This window comes from Alistipes muris (genome assembly GCF_943193205.1).
In the GTDB taxonomy this organism is placed as follows: Bacteria; Bacteroidota; Bacteroidia; order Bacteroidales; family Rikenellaceae; genus Alistipes; species Alistipes muris.
On the sequence record NZ_CALPDD010000008.1, the window covers coordinates 43,088 to 62,791 of the forward strand.

General features: G+C 61.1%; 18 protein-coding genes. 16 read left to right on the forward strand and 2 right to left on the reverse strand.

Annotated features, from left to right (window positions below):
- Positions 1-32: 32 nt before the first annotated feature.
- Complete coding sequence (plsY, locus tag NFR47_RS05885; RefSeq protein ID WP_251214640.1) at positions 33-734, reverse strand: glycerol-3-phosphate 1-O-acyltransferase PlsY; 702 nt, start codon at positions 732-734, stop codon at positions 33-35.
- Between the two features lie 769 nt (positions 735-1,503).
- Between plsY and NFR47_RS05890 the strand changes: the two genes are divergently transcribed.
- From NFR47_RS05890 to NFR47_RS05905, 4 genes are all read left to right on the forward strand, one after another.
- A complete protein-coding gene (locus NFR47_RS05890) occupies positions 1,504-2,493 on the forward strand; it encodes a YitT family protein (protein WP_251214641.1) in 990 nt (329 codons plus the stop codon).
- Between the two features lie 100 nt (positions 2,494-2,593).
- Entirely contained in the window at positions 2,594-3,934 is a 1,341-nt protein-coding gene (gene miaB / locus NFR47_RS05895) for a tRNA (N6-isopentenyl adenosine(37)-C2)-methylthiotransferase MiaB (RefSeq protein WP_251214642.1), read from the forward strand.
- A gap of 112 nt (positions 3,935-4,046) precedes the next feature.
- Positions 4,047-5,471 (forward strand): DEAD/DEAH box helicase, encoded by a 1,425-nt coding sequence (locus NFR47_RS05900; RefSeq protein WP_251214643.1) that lies wholly within the window; start codon positions 4,047-4,049, stop codon positions 5,469-5,471.
- A gap of 83 nt (positions 5,472-5,554) precedes the next feature.
- Positions 5,555-6,016, forward strand: a complete 462-nt coding sequence (locus NFR47_RS05905) for a PepSY-like domain-containing protein (protein ID WP_251214644.1) — start codon at positions 5,555-5,557, stop codon at positions 6,014-6,016.
- A gap of 538 nt (positions 6,017-6,554) precedes the next feature.
- Here the strand turns inward: NFR47_RS05905 and NFR47_RS05910 are convergent.
- Positions 6,555-6,815: a hypothetical protein gene (locus NFR47_RS05910; protein WP_251214645.1), complete on the reverse strand. Its 261-nt coding sequence runs from the start codon at positions 6,813-6,815 to the stop codon at positions 6,555-6,557.
- A 128-nt stretch (positions 6,816-6,943) separates the two neighbouring features.
- On the opposite strand from NFR47_RS05910, the gene trkA reads away from it, so the two are divergent.
- From trkA to NFR47_RS05970, 12 genes are all read left to right on the forward strand, one after another.
- Positions 6,944-8,284, forward strand: coding sequence for a Trk system potassium transporter TrkA (gene trkA / locus NFR47_RS05915; protein WP_251214646.1), 1,341 nt, complete (start codon positions 6,944-6,946; stop codon positions 8,282-8,284).
- A gap of 15 nt (positions 8,285-8,299) precedes the next feature.
- Positions 8,300-9,778: a GH3 auxin-responsive promoter family protein gene (locus tag NFR47_RS05920; RefSeq protein WP_251214647.1), complete on the forward strand. Its 1,479-nt coding sequence runs from the start codon at positions 8,300-8,302 to the stop codon at positions 9,776-9,778.
- An 84-nt stretch (positions 9,779-9,862) separates the two neighbouring features.
- Positions 9,863-10,474, forward strand: a complete 612-nt coding sequence (locus NFR47_RS05925) for a deoxynucleoside kinase (RefSeq protein WP_251214648.1) — start codon at positions 9,863-9,865, stop codon at positions 10,472-10,474.
- Between the two features lies 1 nt (position 10,475).
- Positions 10,476-11,852 carry a methyltransferase RsmF C-terminal domain-like protein gene (locus tag NFR47_RS05930; RefSeq protein WP_251214649.1) on the forward strand — a complete coding sequence of 459 codons (1,377 nt, stop codon included), beginning with the start codon at positions 10,476-10,478 and terminating at the stop codon, positions 11,850-11,852.
- A gap of 65 nt (positions 11,853-11,917) precedes the next feature.
- Complete coding sequence (locus NFR47_RS05935) at positions 11,918-12,493, forward strand: MerR family transcriptional regulator (RefSeq protein ID WP_251214650.1); 576 nt, start codon at positions 11,918-11,920, stop codon at positions 12,491-12,493.
- A 4-nt stretch (positions 12,494-12,497) separates the two neighbouring features.
- Positions 12,498-13,283 carry a Nif3-like dinuclear metal center hexameric protein gene (locus NFR47_RS05940; protein ID WP_251214651.1) on the forward strand — a complete coding sequence of 262 codons (786 nt, stop codon included), beginning with the start codon at positions 12,498-12,500 and terminating at the stop codon, positions 13,281-13,283.
- A 27-nt stretch (positions 13,284-13,310) separates the two neighbouring features.
- Positions 13,311-14,072: a zinc ribbon domain-containing protein gene (locus NFR47_RS05945; protein ID WP_251214652.1), complete on the forward strand. Its 762-nt coding sequence runs from the start codon at positions 13,311-13,313 to the stop codon at positions 14,070-14,072.
- 180 nt (positions 14,073-14,252) lie between these two features.
- Positions 14,253-15,830: an NAD+ synthase gene (locus NFR47_RS05950; RefSeq protein WP_251214653.1), complete on the forward strand. Its 1,578-nt coding sequence runs from the start codon at positions 14,253-14,255 to the stop codon at positions 15,828-15,830.
- Positions 15,831-15,834: 4 nt separating this feature from the next.
- Positions 15,835-16,254 (forward strand): SoxR reducing system RseC family protein, encoded by a 420-nt coding sequence (locus tag NFR47_RS05955; protein WP_251214654.1) that lies wholly within the window; start codon positions 15,835-15,837, stop codon positions 16,252-16,254.
- Positions 16,254-17,150: a Fe-S cluster domain-containing protein gene (locus NFR47_RS05960; protein ID WP_251214655.1), complete on the forward strand. Its 897-nt coding sequence runs from the start codon at positions 16,254-16,256 to the stop codon at positions 17,148-17,150. Before NFR47_RS05955 ends, NFR47_RS05960 begins: the two co-directional genes overlap by 1 nt.
- Before the next feature lie 191 nt (positions 17,151-17,341).
- Positions 17,342-18,691 (forward strand): electron transport complex subunit RsxC, encoded by a 1,350-nt coding sequence (rsxC, locus tag NFR47_RS05965; RefSeq protein WP_251214656.1) that lies wholly within the window; start codon positions 17,342-17,344, stop codon positions 18,689-18,691.
- Between the two features lie 40 nt (positions 18,692-18,731).
- Positions 18,732-19,691 carry an RnfABCDGE type electron transport complex subunit D gene (locus tag NFR47_RS05970; RefSeq protein WP_251214657.1) on the forward strand — a complete coding sequence of 320 codons (960 nt, stop codon included), beginning with the start codon at positions 18,732-18,734 and terminating at the stop codon, positions 19,689-19,691.
- The last annotated feature ends 13 nt before the right edge of the window (positions 19,692-19,704 follow it).

Here is a 19,704-nt window from a genome sequence, read left to right on the forward strand (position 1 = left end):
ATCGCCCCTTGCCCGGCGGGGCATGCACCGGGCTATTCCCGGGGTGTTGCGCCGTCGTTTTTCGGTGGCGTCGGGCCGTCGGTGCGGGTGCGGCGGGTTTTCCAGACGTGGATTTTCGATTCGGTCCCCTCGCGCAGCCGTTTGATGTTCTTGCGGTGGGTCACCAGCAGCAGTATCGCAATGATGAACGAGAAGACGACAAAGGCTTTCGAGCCGTTGACCTTGGGCGAGATAAGGGTGAAGACCGGGAAGCAGCAGCCCGCAATCATCGACGAGAGCGATACGTAGTGCGAAATCATCAGCACCACGATCCAGACGCCGAAGCAGAGCAGTGCGGCCGGGGGGTAGATGCCCGTCACGGCGCCCACCAGCGTCGCCACGCCCTTGCCGCCGCGGAATCCCGCGAAGATGGGGAATATGTGGCCCAGCACGGCCGCCACCACGGCGCCGATTTTCAGATTGATGATGTCGTTGTGGCCGATCAGATCGTCGTATTGCATCAGTTCGATGACGGTCACCGCGACGAATCCTTTCAGAAAGTCGAGCGCAAAGACGGGGGCTGCGGCACGGCGGCCCAGCACGCGCAGCATGTTGGTCGTTCCGGCGTTCTTGCTGCCGTGTTCGCGGATGTCGATGCCGTAGTATTTCTTGCCGATCCACACGGCGCTCGGTATCGAGCCCAGCAGATAGGCAAGCACAATCATCGTCGTAGCAGTATAAATCGTAAGTATCATAGTCCGGTTCGGTATGGTTCGTTATGCAAATATAATTAAAATTTCCATATTCGGACTTCCCGGTGCGAAAATCGGACCGCCGCAACTGCGTTTTTCATGCCCCGCCCTCTGTCATTCCGAGGAGCCGCAGGCGACGAAGAATCTGTTACTCGGCGTACAGATGTTTCGCTGCGCTCAACATGACAAATGCCTATTATTAATTATTCTCTATATTCATCTGAGTACAGAGACTGCTTGCAGGCTATGCCATGCAAGGAGAAGGGAAACAAGCGTAGTGCAGTTAAGAATCTGTTTCACAGCATCGTCATTGCGAGGAGCGCAGCGACGCAGCAATCTGAACAAAACCCTGCCCCTCCCCATCCCCGCCATTCTGAGCGTAGCGAAGAATCTATTTCTACGCTAAACCTTTGCGAGCGGCTCGCAGCTCTATTTTCCTTTTCTCGTACCTTCTTGCGCAAGAAAGTACCAAAGAACCTTTGCACGGTGAAAATGGCGGCATCCGTCTTCGGTCGTTCGCTGAGCGGGCACGGAAGACTTACGCTGTTCCGAACACCCGCTCCGGGCGCTCGCTCCCTCGACGGACGAAACCCCGCCATTTCCACGAGTGCGGGATTTCGCAAGAATCATTCGCGAGCCTGGCCGGGGCGGTCGCGCAACGTATCGTCCTGACATTTTGAGCCCCTCTCCTCTTTCTTTTCTCAGAAAGGCCCCTTGTTTTTCAATTTTCCATTTTTAATTCTTAATTTTGCATTCCTAAACTTTTGTTGCTATGGATGCCAAGTCTTTGCTTGAGCCGATGCGCTCGTGGGCGTGGTGGCGCACGTGGGTTCTTATTTTGCTGGGCTGTTCGATCATGGGCGCGGGGTTCGTCCTCTTCATCAATCCCTACAACTTCGTTCCCGGCGGCGTCTATGGCATGGGCATCGTCTTGCACAATATCTTCCCCTCCGTCCAGGTCGGTACGTTCGGTTACATGTTCGACGTGCCTCTCATGCTGACGGCTCTGTGGATTTTCGGCGGCCATTTCGGTACACGTACCGTCGTGGCCGCGTTCTATACGCCCGGTTTCATGAACATCCTCACCCGGTTGGTCTATCCCGACCAGGCGGCTGTCGAGTCGCTCGACCCTGCGCTGCTTCTGAACGGCCATCTCGACCTCTCCAACGACCTGTTGCTCACCTGCATCATGGGTGCCGTCTGGGTCGGTATCGGGCAGGGGCTCGTCGTGCGGCAGCAGGCTACGACCGGGGGTACCGACATCGTAGGCATGCTGTTGCAGAAGTTCTGCGGCATCAAGTTCTCCACGGGTATCTTCCTCGCCGACGGGTTCGTCGTCATCTCGGGTTTGGCCGTCATCGGTTTCGGGCTCGGTACGGGCGAGGCGTCGTCCAACGGGTGGATGCTCACGCTCTATTCGCTGCTGATGATCTACGCTTCGTCGCGCGTGGTCGCCTACATGCTCGACGGCGCATCCTACGACAAGCTGCTCTTCATCATCAGCGACCACCACGACCCGCTCAAGAAGTTCATCATCGAGGAGCTGGACCGCAGTGCTACCTATATCAAGTCCAAGGGCATGTACACCGATACCGTCCGCGACATGATTTTCCTGGTCGTCAGCCGGAAGGAGGTGCGCCAGGTCCAGCACAAAATCAAGGAGATCGACCCGCGGGCTTTCGTCGTCGTCACCGACGCCTACGAGACTTTCGGCGAGGGTTTCAAGCAGTTCCCCGAGAAGAACGAGATACAGGCCGAATAGCGCGGCTGCGTGTCATTCTGTTGCGAAGCGAAGAATCTGTTAAAATGTTTAATCCTCCTTTCACCTTTCATTTTTCACTTTGAACCTTAGTGTAAATACCTTGCGTCCCCTCGCGGGTGCCGGGCGCAGGCTCTACGTCGAGACCTACGGCTGCCAGATGAACGTCGGCGATTCGGAAATCGTCGTCTCCATCATGCAGCAGGAGGGTTTCGTCCATACCGAGGTGCCCGACGAGGCCGATGTCGTGCTCATCAATACCTGTTCCATCCGCGACAACGCCGAGCAGCGTATCTGGGGGCGTCTGGCCGAAATGCGGCGTTTGCGCAAGACCAGGCCGTCGCTTATAGTCGGCGTCATCGGGTGCATGGCCGAGCGGCTCAAGGAGAAGCTCACCGAGGGCCCTTCGGGCGTCGACATCGTCGCCGGGCCCGACGCTTACCGCGATTTGCCGCGTTTGGTCCGCGAGGCCGAGGCGGGCGGCAAGGGGGTCAACGTGCTGCTTTCTTCCGAGGAGACTTACGCCGAAATCGCCCCCGTGCGGCTCGACAAGAACGGCGTCAGCGCGTTCGTTTCCATCATGCGCGGGTGCAACAATTTCTGTTCCTACTGCGTCGTGCCTTATACCCGCGGCCGGGAGCGGAGCCGCGACCCCGAGACCATCCTCGCCGAGGTCCGGACCCTTTTCGACAACGGTTACCGCGAGGTCACGCTCCTCGGGCAGAACGTCAATTCCTACCGCGCCGGGGAGGTCGACTTCCCCGAGCTCGTGCGGCGCACGGCGTTGGTTTCGCCCCTTTTGCGCGTCCGGTTCGCCACGTCGCATCCCAAGGACATGAGCGACCGTTTGCTCGAAGTCATGGCTTCGATGCCTAACGTCTGCCGTTCGATTCATCTGCCCGCCCAGTCGGGTGCCACGTCGATGCTCGAACGCATGAACCGCAAGTATTCGCGTGAGTGGTACCTCGGCCGCATCGCCGCCATCCGGCGCTACATGCCCGACTGCGGTATCACGACCGATTTGATTGCCGGTTTTTCCGGCGAGACCGAGGAGGAGCACGCCCGGACCCTTTCGCTCATGCGCGAGGTGGGCTACGACTTCGCTTTCATGTTCAAATATTCCGAGCGTCCCGGTACCTTCGCATCGAAGCATCTGCCCGACGACGTGCCCGACGACGTGAAGTCGCGGCGTTTGCAGGAAATCATCGCCTTGCAGAACGAGCTCGGCCGCCAAAGTTACCTCCGCGACGTGGGCAAGGAGTTCGAGGTGTTGGTCGAGGGCGTTTCCAAGCGCGACGCCGGCCAGCTCTCGGGCCGTACTTCGCAGAACAAGGTCGTTGTCTTCGACCGCGGCTCGCACAGCATCGGCGATTACGTCCGCGTGCGCATCACGGGGTGCACTTCGGCTACGCTGTTCGGCGAGGAAGTCGCCGGGGACAATTAAAAATGAAAAATTAAGAATTAAAAATTGTTCGCAGTCCGCTCTTTGCCCGACATGGCATTCATGCCGTCGTTCCGAGCGCAGCGAAGAATCTAAAATAAATAATAAAAGACATATGCGATTCGACGAACTCGACCTGGAGGATGAAATCCTCGACGGTCTCTACGATATGAATTTCAGCGAGATGACCCCCGTGCAGGAGCACACCATTCCGGTCATCCTCTCCGGTCGCGACATCATCGGCTGCGCCCAGACCGGTACGGGCAAGACCGCGGCCTACACTTTGCCGCTTCTGAACCGGCTGCTCATCGAGGGCAACCCCGACAACGTCATCAAGTCGGTCATCATCGTGCCCACGCGCGAGCTCGCGCAGCAGATCGACCAGCAGTTCCAGGGTTTCTCCTATTATCTGCCCGTCTCTACGACGGTCGTTTACGGCGGCGGCGACGGCAAGGGCTGGGACGTTCAGAAGCGGGGCATGCTCATGGGTTCCGACGTGGTCATCGCCACTCCGGGCCGGATGATTTCGCACCTTCAGAACAGCGGCATCGACCTTTCGCGCGTCGAGTGCCTGATTCTCGACGAGGCCGACCGCATGCTCGACATGGGTTTCAGCGACGACATCATGAAAATCGTCTCCTACATGCCCAAGGAGCGGCAGACCATCATGTTCTCGGCCACCTTGCCCCCGAAAATCCGCGAGCTGGCCAAGACCATCCTGCGCAATCCCGCCGAGGTCAACATCGCCATTTCCAAGCCCAACGAGGCCATCGACCAGTCGGCCTACGTTTGCTACGAAAGCCAGAAGCTCGGCATCATCCGCGAGCTTTTCGCGCAGCCCGCCGATTTCAAGACCATCATCTTCTCTTCGTCGAAGCTCAAGGTCAAGGAGCTGGCCCATACGCTCAAGCGCATGAAGCTCAACGTCGCTGCCATGCACTCCGATTTGGAGCAGGCCCAGCGCGAGGAGGTGATGCTCGCTTTCAAGAACAACAAAATCAATATCCTGGTCGCTACGGACATCGTCGCGCGCGGTATCGACATCGAGGACATCGGCCTGGTCATCAACTACGACGTGCCCCACGACCCCGAGGACTATATCCACCGTATCGGCCGCACCGCCCGTGCCGCCGCAACGGGCAGCGCCATTACGTTCGTCAGCGAGGACGAGCAGGGCAAGTTCCACCAAATCGAGAAGTTCATCGAGCGCGACATCCGCAAGGCCGACCTGCCCGAATCGGTGGGCGAGGGGCCCAAGTACGCTCCCTCCGAGAACCGCGGGCGTGGCGGGCGTGGACGTTCCGGTTCCGGACGCGGTGGCCGCGACCGGGGCGGGCGCAAGCGGAGCGGACAGAAGTCCGGCGGTTCCGCAGCTGCACAGTCTGCGGCCGAGCAGCCCGTCAATCCGGCCGCCGCCGCTCCTGCCGACAGCAACCACGCTTCGGGCCGCGGCGAGGGTAACCGCGGGTCTCGCGACCGCAAGCGGCGGCATCGCGGCGGGCGCAGGCATCGGCGCCCCGTTCAGTCCCAGGAGGATTAAAACGTTTTAGCAGGCTGTTCCCGCCGTTCTCCGGGCGGTATGGCCGCTTTTTTGATAGTATGTCTCGGATAATAATGATAAGGATGAAAAAAATGTTATTTTGGCTGCTGGCGTTGGTTTCGGCAGCAGCGATGCAGGCTTGCGATGACCACGACGACGACCGTCACCTGCTTCCGCATCAGCTTCCGCAGGCCGTGACGGAGTTCATTGCGCAGCAATATCCCGGCTCCCGCATCATCGGGGGCGAGCGGGAGCGGAATCCGCTGTACGTGTTGGAGGTCGACATTGTCGACGGCACGGCTTTGCGCGAGGTGCGTTTCGACGCTGCGGACCGATGGGTGCAGACCAAGACCGAAATTCTGCTGAGCGAAGTTCCGCCCGTCGTGCTGGATGCCTTGCGCGCTTCGCAGTACGGGACTTGGCGGATCGACGAGGTCGACCATTATGCCAGTCCCGCGCGCGAGTGGTACAGGTTCGAGTTGGACGATCCGGTTTCGGGCCGGGAGGCGGAGGTCGATATGCTCCCCGACGGGACATTGATTTAGCCTTGCGGTTTTCGCTGTTGTGCGGCGGTCGGGATACGGCCGCCGCTTTTTTGCTGCGCGTTGTTAAAACGTTTTAGCAAGCCCCGGTTAAGTAATGCGCGGCGCCCGGCTTGTGCTTTAACCAGTCGGGTCCGCGAATGGCTCTTGCGAAATCCCGCACTCGTGGAAATGGCGGGGTTTCGCTCGTCGAGGGAGTGAGCGCCCGGAGCGGGTGTTCGGAACAGCGTAGTCTTCCGTGCCCGCTCAGCGAACGACCGAAGACGGATGCCGCCATTTTCACCGTGCAAAGGTTCTTTGGTACTTTCTTGCACAAGAAAGTACGAGAAAAAAAGAGACTTGCGAGTTGCTCGCAAAAGTTTTGGGGAGAACAGATTCTGAGCGTAGCGAAGAATGACCTTGTATTAGATTCTTCGTCGGTCTTGCGACCTCCTCAGAATGACAGAGGAAAGGCCACAGAATGACAGAGGGGAGAGGGTTGCTCAGAATGACAGGAGCGGTGGATGGCGGAATGACAAGCGGGCCGAATGCAAGCCTTTCGCTATTGCTTGTGCTGTATGTCGCAGGCGCCGCAGTTGCCCGTGCATCCGTTTTGCGCGGGGTCCGGGGCGCAGTCGGCCGTGCCGTCGGCTTCGCGGGTCTCCTGGACGGCGCATTTGATGCCCAGGCGCTGCATGTTCTTGTTGGTCGAGATTTCCGAGTCGATATGGCGGCCCTTGAATATCAGCGTCAGCGACATTCCCGCCACGAAAAATCCCACGGCTCCTATCGCGCAAAGTACGACTATCGTCCACGTTGGCATAATATTGGATTTTTAGCTGCCGAAATTTTGGCTTTCGCCGACAAATGTATACATTTGTAAGATAAATTGCAAAATCGTGTCCGTTCGGAGCCTGCGGGGCTGCGGCGGGCCTGAATCCAAGCAGCGCCATGAAAATCGTGATAGCGGGTGCGGGCGAGATGGGCAGCCATCTGGCCCGGATGTTGAGCGGCCACGGCCACGACATCACCATCGTCGACAGCGACCAGAAGCTCCTCTCGGAGGTGGGCAGTCTGGCCGACGTCATCACCGTCGAGGGCGATTCCACCACCTTCGCTACCTTGCGCAGGGCTTCGGTGCGCCGCTGCGACCTCTTCATCGCCGTCAACCACGAGGAGAACGTCAACATCGTCGCCGCCATGCTCGCCAAGAAGCTCGGCGCCAAGAAGTCCATCGCCCGTATCGACAACAACGAATATCTCGAACCCAACAACAAGGAGGTCTTCATCGACATGGGCATCGACTACCTCTTTTATCCCGAGAAGGTCGCCGCCCGCGAGGTCATCAACCTCCTGGGGCATACCTCCACTACCGAGTACGTCGATTTTTCGAGCGGCAAGCTCTCGCTCGTCGTCTTCCGGCTCGAGCCCGCTTCGCCGTTGGTCGGCACCGACCCCGGTGCCTCCGAGGAGGACGACGCGCCGTTGGGTTACCGGACTGTCGCCATTACGCGGTGCGGGCAGACCATCATCCCACGCAGCGGCGAGCAGCTCGCCGAAGGCGACGTCGTCTACATCATCGCGCGGCAGGACGCTGTGAGCGAGGTCATGGAGTTCTCGGGGCGTTCCAACGTCGAGATCAAGAACATGATGATTCTCGGCGGGTCGCGCATCGGCATACGGATTGCGACCGAATTGCAGAGCGAGGTCAACATCAAGTTGGTCGACTACAACGCCGACAAGGCTTACCGGTTGGCCGAGATGCTCGACAAGACGCTTATCATCAACGAGGACGGGCGCAACACCGAGGCCATGCTCGAAGAGGGGTTGGCCAACATGGACGCTTTCGTGGCCGTCACCGGGCGCAGCGAGACCAACATCCTGGCCGCCATGCTCGCCCGGCAAATGGGGGTCAAGAAGGTGATCGCCGAGGTCGAGAACCTCAATTACATCAACCTCGCCGAGTCCATCGGCATCGACACCATCATCAACAAGAAGCTCGTCACGGCGTCCAATATCTTCCGGTTCACCATGTCGACCGACGTGCAGGCCATCAAGTGCCTGACGGGCAGCGACGCCGAGGTGCTGGAGTTCATCGTCAAGCCCAATTCGCCCGCTACCAAGGCGCGCATCCGCGATTGGGGGCTTCCCGAGGACGTCATCGTGGGCGGTATCGTGCGCGGCGACAAGGCGTTCATCGCCGTCGGCAACATGGAGGTCAATCCTTACGACCGCGTGGTGATTTTCGCCATGCCCGCGTCGGTGAGCAAGGTGGGTTATTTTTTCAATTAGCAAAGCAGCAGGGTTATGTCATTGCGCAGTACGATATGCAGGGCTTGGTTTTCGCAGCGGTTGAAAGCCATCGACCGTTTCCGGCGCCATCCCGCCGAGACCCAGGAGCGGATGTTCCGTCAGTTGGTGGACCGGGGGCTCGGTACGGCTTTCGGCAAGCGGTACGGCTTGTCGGCGGCCCGGACTCCCGCGCATTTCTGCGCCTTGGTTCCCGTGTTCGATTACGATTCGTTCAAGCCGTGGATCGAGCGCATGGTCGCGGGCGAGCGCAACGTCGCCGCTCCCGGCCGCGTCGGTCTCTTCGCCCGGTCGTCGGGGACCACGTCGGACCGCAGCAAGTATATCCCCGTCACGCGCGAGTCGCTTTGGTGGAACCATACGCTCGGCATGCGCGATCTGGCCGCGCTCGTCGCCGATGCCAATCCCCGCACCCGCATGTTCGACGGCAAGACCCTCACGTTGGGCGGGTCGTGCCGCCGCGAGGGGCGCAACCTCGTCGGCGACCTCTCGGCCTTGCTGATTCACGAGACGGCTTTCCTCAGCCGCGGGATCCGGGCTCCCAGGAGTTCTACGGCCATCATCTCCGATTTCGACCGCAAGGCCGAGGCTATCGCCCGCGAGTGTTCCGGGCAGCATATCGTGGCGTTCGCCGGCGTTCCGTCGTGGAATCTGGCGTTGATGCGCCGCGTGCTGGAGTTCACCGGCAAGAGCAACTTGCTGGAGGTGTGGCCCGATTTGGAGCTGTTCGCCCACGGGGGCGTCGAGTTCGCTCCCTACCGCCGTTCGTTCGAGGCGCTGATTCCTTCGCCCGGCATGCGCTACATGGAGACTTACAACGCTTCGGAGGGCTTCTTCGCGCTGGCCGACGACCCGCAGCGCGACGACATGCTGCTGATGCTCGATTACGGCACTTATTTCGAGTTCCGCGACGGACATACCGTCCTGCCGTTGGCAGGGGTTCGGCCGGGCCGCAGTTACGCCATGATCATCTCCTCCAACAACGGGCTGTGGCGCTACGAAATCGGCGACCGCGTGGAGTTCACGTCGACCGACCCTTACCGCATCCGTTTCGCCGGGCGTACGCGTCAGTACATCAATGTCTTCGGCGAGGAGCTCATAGTCGAAAACGCCGACCGTGCCCTGGCCGAAGCCTGCACCCGCACGGGGGCCGTCGTCACGGAGTACAGCGTGGCGCCGCTTTACATGTCGCTCAGCGAGCGGGGCGCCCACGAGTGGTTCGTCGAGTTCGGCCGGCAGCCCGACGACTTGGAGCGGTTCGCCGCGGCGCTCGACGAGGCCTTGCGCAGCGTCAATTCCGATTACGACGCCAAGCGGCAGACCACCCTGGAGCGTCAGCACCTGACGGTCGTGGCACCGGGGACCTTCATGGGCTGGATGCAGTCCCGCGGCAAGAACAAGGTGCCGCGGCTGGTCAACGACCGCCGCGTGGCCGACGACCTGCTGAAGTTCGTGTCGGAAAGCGCGCAAGTTTGAACCCCGGCCATGAAAGGTTGCTGGAACGTGCCGACCTGAACGCCGCCGCATGATTTTGAATTTTTAATTCTTAATTTTTAATTAATGTATATTGCCATTGCCGGTAACATCGGAAGCGGAAAGACCACGCTGACCCAAATGCTGACCGAGCGCTATTGCGCCAAAGCCTATTACGAAGAGAGCGACAACCCCTACATCGGCGACTTCTACAACGACATGAACCGCTGGTCGTTCAACCTTCAGATTTCGTTCCTCGGGAGCCGTATCCAGCAGACCATGGAGATGCTCGGCGACAGCCGGAAGGGCATCATCTTCCAGGACAGGACCATCTACGAGGATGCCCACATCTTCGCCGACAACCTCCACGAAATGGGGCTCATGTCGTCGCGCGACATCGAGACCTACATGAAGATTTTCCGGCTCATCACAACGCTGATTCCGCGGCCCGACCTGCTGATTTACCTCCGGGCGGGCGTACCGACGCTCATTTCGCAGATTCGCAAGCGCGGGCGCGATTACGAGATGAATATCGACGAGGCCTACCTGCGGCGGCTCAACAACAAGTACAATCATTGGATCGATAATATCTACGAGGGCGACATGCTCGTCATCGACAAGGACCACGAGGATTTCGTTTCGGACGCCGCCGTGTTCGAGCGTATCTGCGCCCGTATCGACGCCCTCGGCGTGAAATAGCATGGAGCTTCCCGTCGCTTTCGCCGGGCGCGTCGTCCGCGACCTCGGGCCCGAAGAGGGGGCCGCGCTTTGTGCGGCGCTCGACGGCGTGCCGCCCGTGAGCGTCCGGCTTCATCCCGCCAAGTGCGGCGATGCCGGGGCTTTGCTGCGGCGTCTCGGAGCCTGCGGACAGGTGCCCTGGTGTGCCGATGGGCACTACCTGACCGAGCGGCCGCAGTTCACGTTCGACCCTGCGTTCCATGCCGGGGCTTATTACGTGCAGGAGGCTGCTTCGCAGTTCGTCGGGCGGTTGGTCGGCGACGTCGCCGGGCGGCGGGTGCTCGATCTTTGTGCGGCTCCCGGCGGCAAGACGACTTTGTACGCTTCGCTCGTGGGACCCGAGGGGCTGGTCGTCGCCAACGAGATAGACCGCCGCCGGGCTTCGGTCCTCGCCGACAACGTGCGCAAGTGGGGCACGGGCAACGTGGCGGTCACGACCTGCGAGCCCAAGGCGCTGGGGGAGTTCGAGAATTGGTTCGACGCGGTGGCCGTCGACGCTCCGTGTTCGGGCGAGGGGATGTTCCGCAAGGACCCCGCTTCGCGCGGCGAGTGGAGCGAGGGCAATGTGCGGTTGTGCGCCGCGCGGCAGGATGCGATTCTGCGCGAAGCGTGGCGCGCACTGAAACCCGGCGGGAGGTTGATTTACAGCACCTGCACCTTCAACCGCGACGAGGACGAGGGAACGCTCGAACGGATGCTCGCATGGGCGGGCGACGAGGTGGCCGAAGCCGCCGTGCCCGAAGCCGGGGCGGAGTGGGGCATCGTCTGCGGGCAGGTCGGGGCGTTCCGGACCTATCGGTTTTTCCCGCACAGGGCCTGCGGCGAGGGCTTTTTCGCCGCCGTGGCCTGCAAGTCGCCGGACCTTGGCGGCCGGATGCGGAGCCCTAAGGGGCGCCGAACGCTTTTCGGGCAGGCCGACAAAGGGGCCGTGGCCGAATTGGGCCGTTGGGTGCGGGAGCCTGCCGCCATGCGTTTCGTGACGGTGGGCGATACGTTCTACGGCTGGCCTGCCGCGCAGGCCGAGGCCGTGCGGACCCTCTCCGAAGCGCTGCCCGTCATCTGCTCGGGCGTGGCGATGGGGCAGCTGTTCAAAGGGCGGCTCAAGCCCGACCCGGCGCTGGCCTTTTTCGTGGGTCTCGACCGCGCGGCGGTGCCTGTGGCGGAGTTCGGCCCCGACGAGACGCTAAGCTATCTGCGGCGGGCGGAGGTGCGGCCCGACGCGTTGGCCGAGGGGATGAATCTGGTGTGTGCCGAGGGGCGGGCCCTGGGCTTCGCCAAGCGCATAGGAGGCAGGGTGAACAATCTGTATCCCAATTCGTTGAGGATACTCAAACAATAGCGAACCGTCATTCTGAGGAGCAGAGCGACGAAGAATCTTTCATATCAATTCAATCGGACGAAGCCGTGGCCGAAAAACTTTTTTATTCGATGGGCGAGCTGGCCGAGATGTTCGACGTCAAGACGTCGCTCATCCGCCATTGGGAATCGCAGTTCAGCGTGCTGAAGCCCAAGCGCAACAAGAAGGGCAACCGCCTTTTTTCTCCGCAGGACGTGGAGAACCTCAAGGTCATCTACCACCTGGTCAAGGAGCGCGGCATGACGCTCGACGGGGCCAAGAAAGCCATGAAGCGCCGCGCCGCCGGAGGGGCCGACGACCCTATCAAGCGCGAGGCCGAGCTGATGACCCGCCTGCGCCATATCCGGGCGTTGCTGGTCGAGGTGCGCGAGGACCTCAAGACGGGCGGCGAGGGGGTGGTCGCCGACGAGGAGCCTGCGGCCGAAGCACCTGCCGTACAGGATGTTGCGCCGCGCCGCAAGCCCGTCGTGAAAATCGAGCCCGAAACGCCCGCCGGGGAGCCCGCCGCGGCGGCCGATGCCCCTGCGGAGAAGAAGCCGCGCGCCGCGCGCCGTCCCCGCCGCAAGCCGGAGGAGGGCGAGAACAAGGAACTTTTCGCCTTTTACGAACAGTCGTTATTCTGAGCCGATGAAAATCAAGCAAATAACCGACGTCATCGAACGGTTCGCGCCGCTCGCATGGCAGGCCCCCTACGACAATGCCGGGCTCATCGTCGGGCGTTCCGACGACGAGGTGCATGCTGCGCTGCTGGCCGTCGATGTCACCGACGAGGTGCTGGACGAAGCCGAGCGCGAGGGCTGCGACCTCGTTATTACCCATCATCCGATTGTCTTCCATGCGCTGAAACGTTTCAACTCGGCCGACATGATGCAGCGCTGCGTCGAGCGGGCCATCCGCCGCGGCATTGCGCTCTATGCCTGCCACACCAACCTCGACAGCGCGCCCGGCGGCATGAGCTGGTACCTGGCCGGGCAGCTGGGCGTTGAGAACCTGCGGGTGCTGGAGCCTTCCGACGCCGACGCCAAGGTGGGTTTCGGGGTCGTCGGCGAGCTGCCGGAGCCGATGGCTGCGGCCGGTTTCATGCGGCTGCTTCAGAAAGAACTGGCCGTCAGGGCCATCCGCCACAGCGACATCGTCCGCGACGAGGTGCGCCGTGTAGCCGTCTGCACCGGGGCCGGGGCTTCGCTCATCGGTGCCGCCCGGGCCGCCGGGGCCGATTTCTACGTCACGGCCGACCTCAAGTACAACGACTTCATGACCCCCGATTCAGCCCTCACGGTGGCCGACGTGGGACACTTCGAGAGCGAATATTGCGCAATTCGGCTGCTGTTTGACATTTTATCGAAAAATTTGCTTACCTTTGCGCTCCGCAGGAGCGCGTGCACGCGCAATCCGGTGAACTATTGGGTTTAATTAGGTTCAAAATCATTACGACATCATATGGCTACACAGAAGAAGACCGCCGAGGCCGATTACTCGATGCAGGAGAAGATCCTGGCGCTCTACGAACTGCAGCGTATCGACAGCAGGATCGACGAGATCAACAAGGTCAAGGGCGATCTGCCGTTGGAGGTGCAGGACCTCGAGGACGAGATGGCGGGCATGCGGACCCGCGTCGACAAGATCAACGCCGAAATCGAGGAGCTCAACGCCCTGATCAAGCAGCGCAAGCGCGAGACCGACCAGGCCAAAATCATGATTGCCAACTACAAGGAGCAGCAGAACAACGTGCGCAACAACCGCGAGTTCGACGCCATCACCAAGGAAATCGAATACCAGGAGCTGGAAATCGAACTGGCCGACAAGCGGCTCAAGGAGTATGCCGCCGGCATCAAGAGCAAGAAGGTGCTCCTGGAGGAGGCCGAGGCGCTCAGCAGCGAGCGGGCCGCCGACCTGGAAGCCAAGAAGAGCGAGCTGGAGGGTATCGAGGCCGAGACCGCGCCGCAGGTCGCTGAGTTCGGGGCGCAGGCCGAGAAAATCCGGGCCAAAATCGACGAGCGTCTGCTGGTCGCCTACGAGCGTATCCGCCGCAACGTCCACAACGGGCTGGCCGTCGTGACGGTCAAGCGCGATGCCTGCGGCGGCTGCTTCAACCGAATCCCGCCCCAGCGCCAGGCCGACATCCGCCAGGGCAAGAAAATCATCATCTGCGAATACTGCGGCCGTATCCTCGTCGCCGACCCCGAGCCGGCGAAGGAGTAGCGCAGCTGCATTGCGTTCCGACAGCCGGAGCCCCAGCGGGTTCCGGCTGTCTTGCGTTTCATTGTTGCCACGGCCCGGCCCTCGCAGTCATGTTAATTTATTAACATGGAAAATTTTTCCGACTTTTACAAATAATCCTTAACTTTGCGAAGTTGTAATTTCGGACTTAAATTGCCATAGATGAAAATCGCTATAGCCCAGTTGAATTATACCGTCGGCGATGTGGACGGCAATGCGTCGAAAATCATCGGCGCGATCCACAAGGCGAAAGCCAGGAATGCGGACCTGGTGATTTTCGCCGAGCAGGCGCTGAGCGGAACGCCGGGTTTCGACCTGCTGCGTAAGACCACTTTCCTGGAGTTGTGCGAGGAGGCGCTGGTAGAAATCGCGTCGTGCTGCGACGGCATCGCCGCCATCGTGGGGCTTCCGCTCCTCACGGCCGACGGCACGGTCAGCGCCGCGGCGCTCATCCAGGACCGCAAGGTGCTGCGGTACGTCGGCAAGAAATACATCACGGCCCGTCGCGAGATGGGTTTTCTCGTTCCGTCCAAAGGGTTCGAGTATGTCACGGTCAAGGGCCGCAAGTGCGCCGTCATCGTTGGCGACGACCTGAGCCGCGAGCGCGATTTCGACCGTTCGGTCGATACGATTATCTCCATCAACGCCCGCAAGTACGGCAAGGGGACCATGACCCGGCGTTACGAGATGATGCGCAACCTCTCGTTCGTCGAGGGCAAGAACCTTGTGCTGGTCAACCAGGTCGGGGGTGCTACCGACATCGTCTACGACGGTACGTCCGGAGCGTTCAACAGCCGCGGCGAGCTCGTGCTGATGATGAAAAGTTTTGAGGAGGATTTCCGGGTCTTCGATACCCGTTCCAAGGGCGAGCCGGTCACTATCCCTTCGTCCGGCGACCGCACACGGATGGTCTACGAGGCTGCGCGGTGCGGCCTGCGCGATTTCTTCCTCAAGAACGGTTACAAGAAAGCCTGCATCGGCCTTTCGGGCGGTATCGACTCCGCCGTGGTGGCGTGTCTGGCCGCCGATGCGCTCGGCCGGGAGAATGTCCGGGCCTTGTTGATGCCCTCGCCTTTCTCGTCCGAAGATTCGGTCGAGGATGCCAAGGAACTGGCCGTGCGGCTGGGCATCGAGTACAACGTCATCCCCATTTCCGAAATCTATACAAGCGTCATCGACACGCTCAAGCCCGTCATCGGCGGCACCGAGTTCGACGCTACGGAGGAGAATATACAGACCCGCATCCGCACCATCCTCTTGATGGCCGTGCAGAACAAGAACGACTATATCCTGCTCAATTCGTCCAACAAGAGCGAGAACGCATTGGGTTTCTGTACCCTCTACGGCGATACGGCGGGCGCTTTCAGCCCCACGGGCGACCTCTACAAGGGGGAAATCTACGACATGGCCCGCTATATCAACCGCACGCAGGGCGAGCCTATTCCCGAAAACATCCTTAAAAAGGAACCGTCGTCCGAGCTGCATCCCGGGCAGAAGGATTCCGATATTTTGCCGCCCTACGAGGTGGTCGACGCCATTCTGTTCCGCATGATCGAGGAGGGACAGCACCGCGAGGAGATCATCAACGCCGGATTCGATTCCGAGGTCGTCGAGAAAATCCACGCCATGATCATGCGCAACGAGAAGAAGCGCTACCAGTTCCCGCCCGTGCTGCGGCTGTCGATGTGTTCGTTCGGCCACGAGCGGTTGATGCCGCTGACCAACAAATACGGGGACTGAGACCGTGGCGGAACTGATAGAACATAGCGGGACCGTCGAACGCACGGAAGCCGGAAAAGTCTTCGTGCGGATTACTTCGCACAGCGCCTGCGGGACGTGCAACGCGCGGCAGGCCTGCGGGCTGGCCGAGACGCAGGAAAAAATCGTCGAGGTGGCCGCTTCCGATGCCGGGGCGTTCGCTCCGGGCGATGCCGTGACCGTGGGGGTCCGGCGCCGTATCGGAATTTTGTCGGTCGCTCTTGCCTATGGCGGGGCGCTCGTCGTTTTGCTGGCCGTGCTGGGTCTTACGGTCGGCGCGGCAGGGTGGAGCGAGGGCCGCGGCGCGCTGGCATCGCTCGGGGCCGTGCTCCTATATTATATGGTATTGTGGCTTTTCCGCCGTCGTATCGAACACACAATTCAATTTACAATAACTAAAAACTAATGGAAGTATTACTTTACACCATCCTGACGCTCTGTGTCCTGGGAGTACTTTCCGCCGTGATCCTCTACTTCGTCGCGCAGAAGTTCCGCGTCGAGGAGGACCCGCGCATCGACCAGGTGGAGAAGATGCTGCCCGGTGCCAACTGCGGCGGCTGCGGCTTCGCCGGCTGCCGCGGCATGGCCGATGCGTTGGTCAAGAACGACGATATTTCGGCGCTCTTCTGTCCGGTGGGCGGCGGCGACTGCATGAAGTCCATCGCGGCCTACCTGGGTAAGGCGGCCGCCGAGAAGGAGCCGCAGACCGCTACGGTCCGCTGCGGCGGCACGTGCGAGAAGCGTTCCCGGACCAACGAGTACAACGGGGCCCGTTCGTGCGCCGTTGCTTCGTCGCTCTATGTCGGCGAGACGGGCTGTTCGTTCGGCTGTCTGGGCTTCGGCGACTGCGTGACGGTCTGTGCGTTCGATGCCATTCATATCAATCCTGCGACCGGGCTTCCCGAGGTCGACCCCGAGAAGTGCACCGCCTGCGGTGCCTGCGTGAAGGCGTGCCCCAAGGCCATCATCGAGCTGCGCAAGAAGTGGCCCAAGGACCGCGCCGTCTACGTGTCGTGCGTATCCAAGGACAAGGGTGCTGTTGTCATGAAAGCCTGCAAGGCCGGCTGCATCGGCTGCGGCAAGTGCGAGAAAGTCTGCCAGTTCGGTGCCATCACCGTCGAGAACAACCTCGCCTACATCGACCCGCAGAAGTGCAAGCTCTGCCGCAAGTGCGTCAACGAGTGCCCCACGGGTGCCATCAAACTGGTCAACATGGAGCCTCTGCCCAAGGAGCCCAAGGCTCCCGCCGAAAAAGCCGCTCCTGCTGCGCCCGCTGCCGGAAAGGCTGCCAAGGCTGAATAAGAAATCGTTCAATCATGTACCGAGGATCGATAGTGTCGGTTTTGCCGCGTTAGCGGCACCAAGTCCCCTCCGAGGAGGGGATTTAGGGGAGGGGCGGACCTGAATACGCGGCCCGCGGCCGCGAGCAACAGCGTCGAACCTGCGATTCGGACCGGAAACGGACCCTCGGTACAAAGAAAGGATACATACCTATGAAAACATTTCCAATGGGCGGAGTTCATCCGTCGGAAAACAAGCTGAGCTGCGGCAAGCCCGTCGAGGTGCTTCCGTTGCCCGAGACGGTGATGATTCCGCTGGCCCAGCATATCGGCGCGCCCGCCGTGGCCAAGGTCGCCAAGGGCGACAAGGTCCTCACCGGGCAGCTTATCGCCGAGGCGGGCAGTTTCATGTCGGCCAACATCCATTCGCCCGTCTCGGGCACCGTCGCGGCTGTGGACATGCAGCCCAACGGGCAGGGTCTGCGTCAGATGATGATTACCATCAAGCGCGAGGGCGACGAGTGGGCCGAGGGCATCGACCGTTCGGAGACGCTCGTCAAGGAGTGCAGCCTGTCGGCCGAGCAGATAATCGCCAAAATCAAGGACGCCGGCATCGTCGGCATGGGCGGCGCCACGTTCCCCACGCACGTCAAGCTCTCCGTGCCTCCGGGCAAGAAAGCCGACGCGCTGATTATCAACGGCGTGGAGTGCGAGCCTTACCTCACCTCCGACCACCGTACCATGTTGGAGCACGGCGAGGAGCTGCTTGTCGGCGTTTCGATTCTGATGAAGGCCATCGGCGTAGACCGCGCTTTCATCGGCATCGAGAACAACAAGCCCGACGCCATCGCCCATCTCTCCAAGCTCGTCAAGGAGTACCACGGCGTCGAGGTCGTGCCCCTCAAGGTACGTTATCCGCAAGGCGGTGAGAAGCAGCTGATTGCCGCCGTGACGGGCCGTCAGGTTCCGCCGCCGCCCGCACTGCCCATCGACGTGGGGGCTGTGGTCTGCAACGCGTCGACCACGCTGGCCGTTTACTACGCTGTGCAGAAGAACAAGCCGCTCATCGAACGCGTTGTTACTATTACCGGCAAGAGCGTCAAGGAGCCCAAGAACCTCTTGACGCGCATGGGTACTCCCATTCAGTCGCTTATCGACGCCGCAGGCGGTCTGCCCGCCGACGCAGGCAAGGTCATCAACGGCGGTCCCATGATGGGCCGTGCGATGGTCAACCTTGCGTCGCCCGTCACGAAAGGCTGCTCGGGCATCACCGTTCTGAGCGGCCGCGATGCCGTGCGCCGCGATGCCTCGCAGTGTATCAAGTGCGCCAAGTGCGTGGCTGCCTGCCCGATGGGTCTGGAGCCCTACTACCTCTCCAAAATGACCCAGAAGAAGAACTGGGACGAGCTGGAAGCGCAGATGATCACTTCGTGCATCGAGTGCGGCTGCTGCCAGTCGACCTGTCCGTCGTACCTGCCCCTGCTGGACTGGATCCGCTTGGGCAAACAGAGCGTCATGGGCATCATCCGCCAGCGCGCCGCCGCGGCAGCACCTAAAAAGTAGCGCGGTGCCAACCAAGTAAAGTAAAAAACGATATAATAATATGGCTAACAAACTTATCGTCGCTCCCGCTCCGCACGTGCAGACCATGCAGTCCACGGGCCGGATCATGCGCGACGTCGTCATCGCGCTCGTGCCGGCGCTGATCGTCTCGACGGTCGTCTTCGGGTGGAGCGTGCTCTGCGTCACGGCCCTTTCGGTGCTTTCGTGCGTAGGGTTCGAGTACCTTATCCAGCGTTTTCTGGTCGGTGGCAAGCCCACCGTCGGCAATTGGTCGGCCGTGGTTACGGGCGTCCTGCTGGCTTTCAACCTCCCCGCGTCGATTCCCTGGTGGATCGTCGTCATGGGTGCCTTCGTCGCCATCGCCATCGCCAAGATGACTTTCGGAGGCCTGGGCAAGAACCCGTTCAACCCCGCATTGGTCGGGCGTGTCTTCCTGCTGATCGCCTATCCCGTGCAGATGACCGCGTTCCCCGAAATCGAGGGGCTCGACGCCTTGTCGGGCGCTACGCCGCTGGCCGCCGTCAAGCACGGGGCCGCCGCCGACATTCTCGGCGTGCAGGACCTCCTGCTCGGCAACATGCCCGGTTCGCTGGGCGAGGTCGCCGCGCTGGCGCTGTTCGCAGGCTTCGTGTACCTCTTGTGGCGCCGCGTCATTACGTGGCACATCCCCGTGACGGTGCTCGTTACGATGGCTGCGTTCGCTTTCGTCGTGGCGCTGAGCCGCGGGGCCGAGGAGGCCGCCTTGTGGCAGTTCCCCTTGTTCCACGTGCTGGCGGGCGGTGCGATGCTCGGTGCCATCTTCATGGCTACGGACTATTCCACTTCGCCCATGACCGTGCGCGGCGGCGTGATTTTCGCTGTCGGCATCGGTGCCATCACCATGTGCATCCGTCTGTGGGGCGCTTATCCCGAGGGCATGTCGTTCGCTATCCTTATCATGAACTCGACGGTGCCCCTTATCAACAAGTATGTCAAACCCAAACGCTTCGGCGTCAAATAGGAGGAACGGCAAG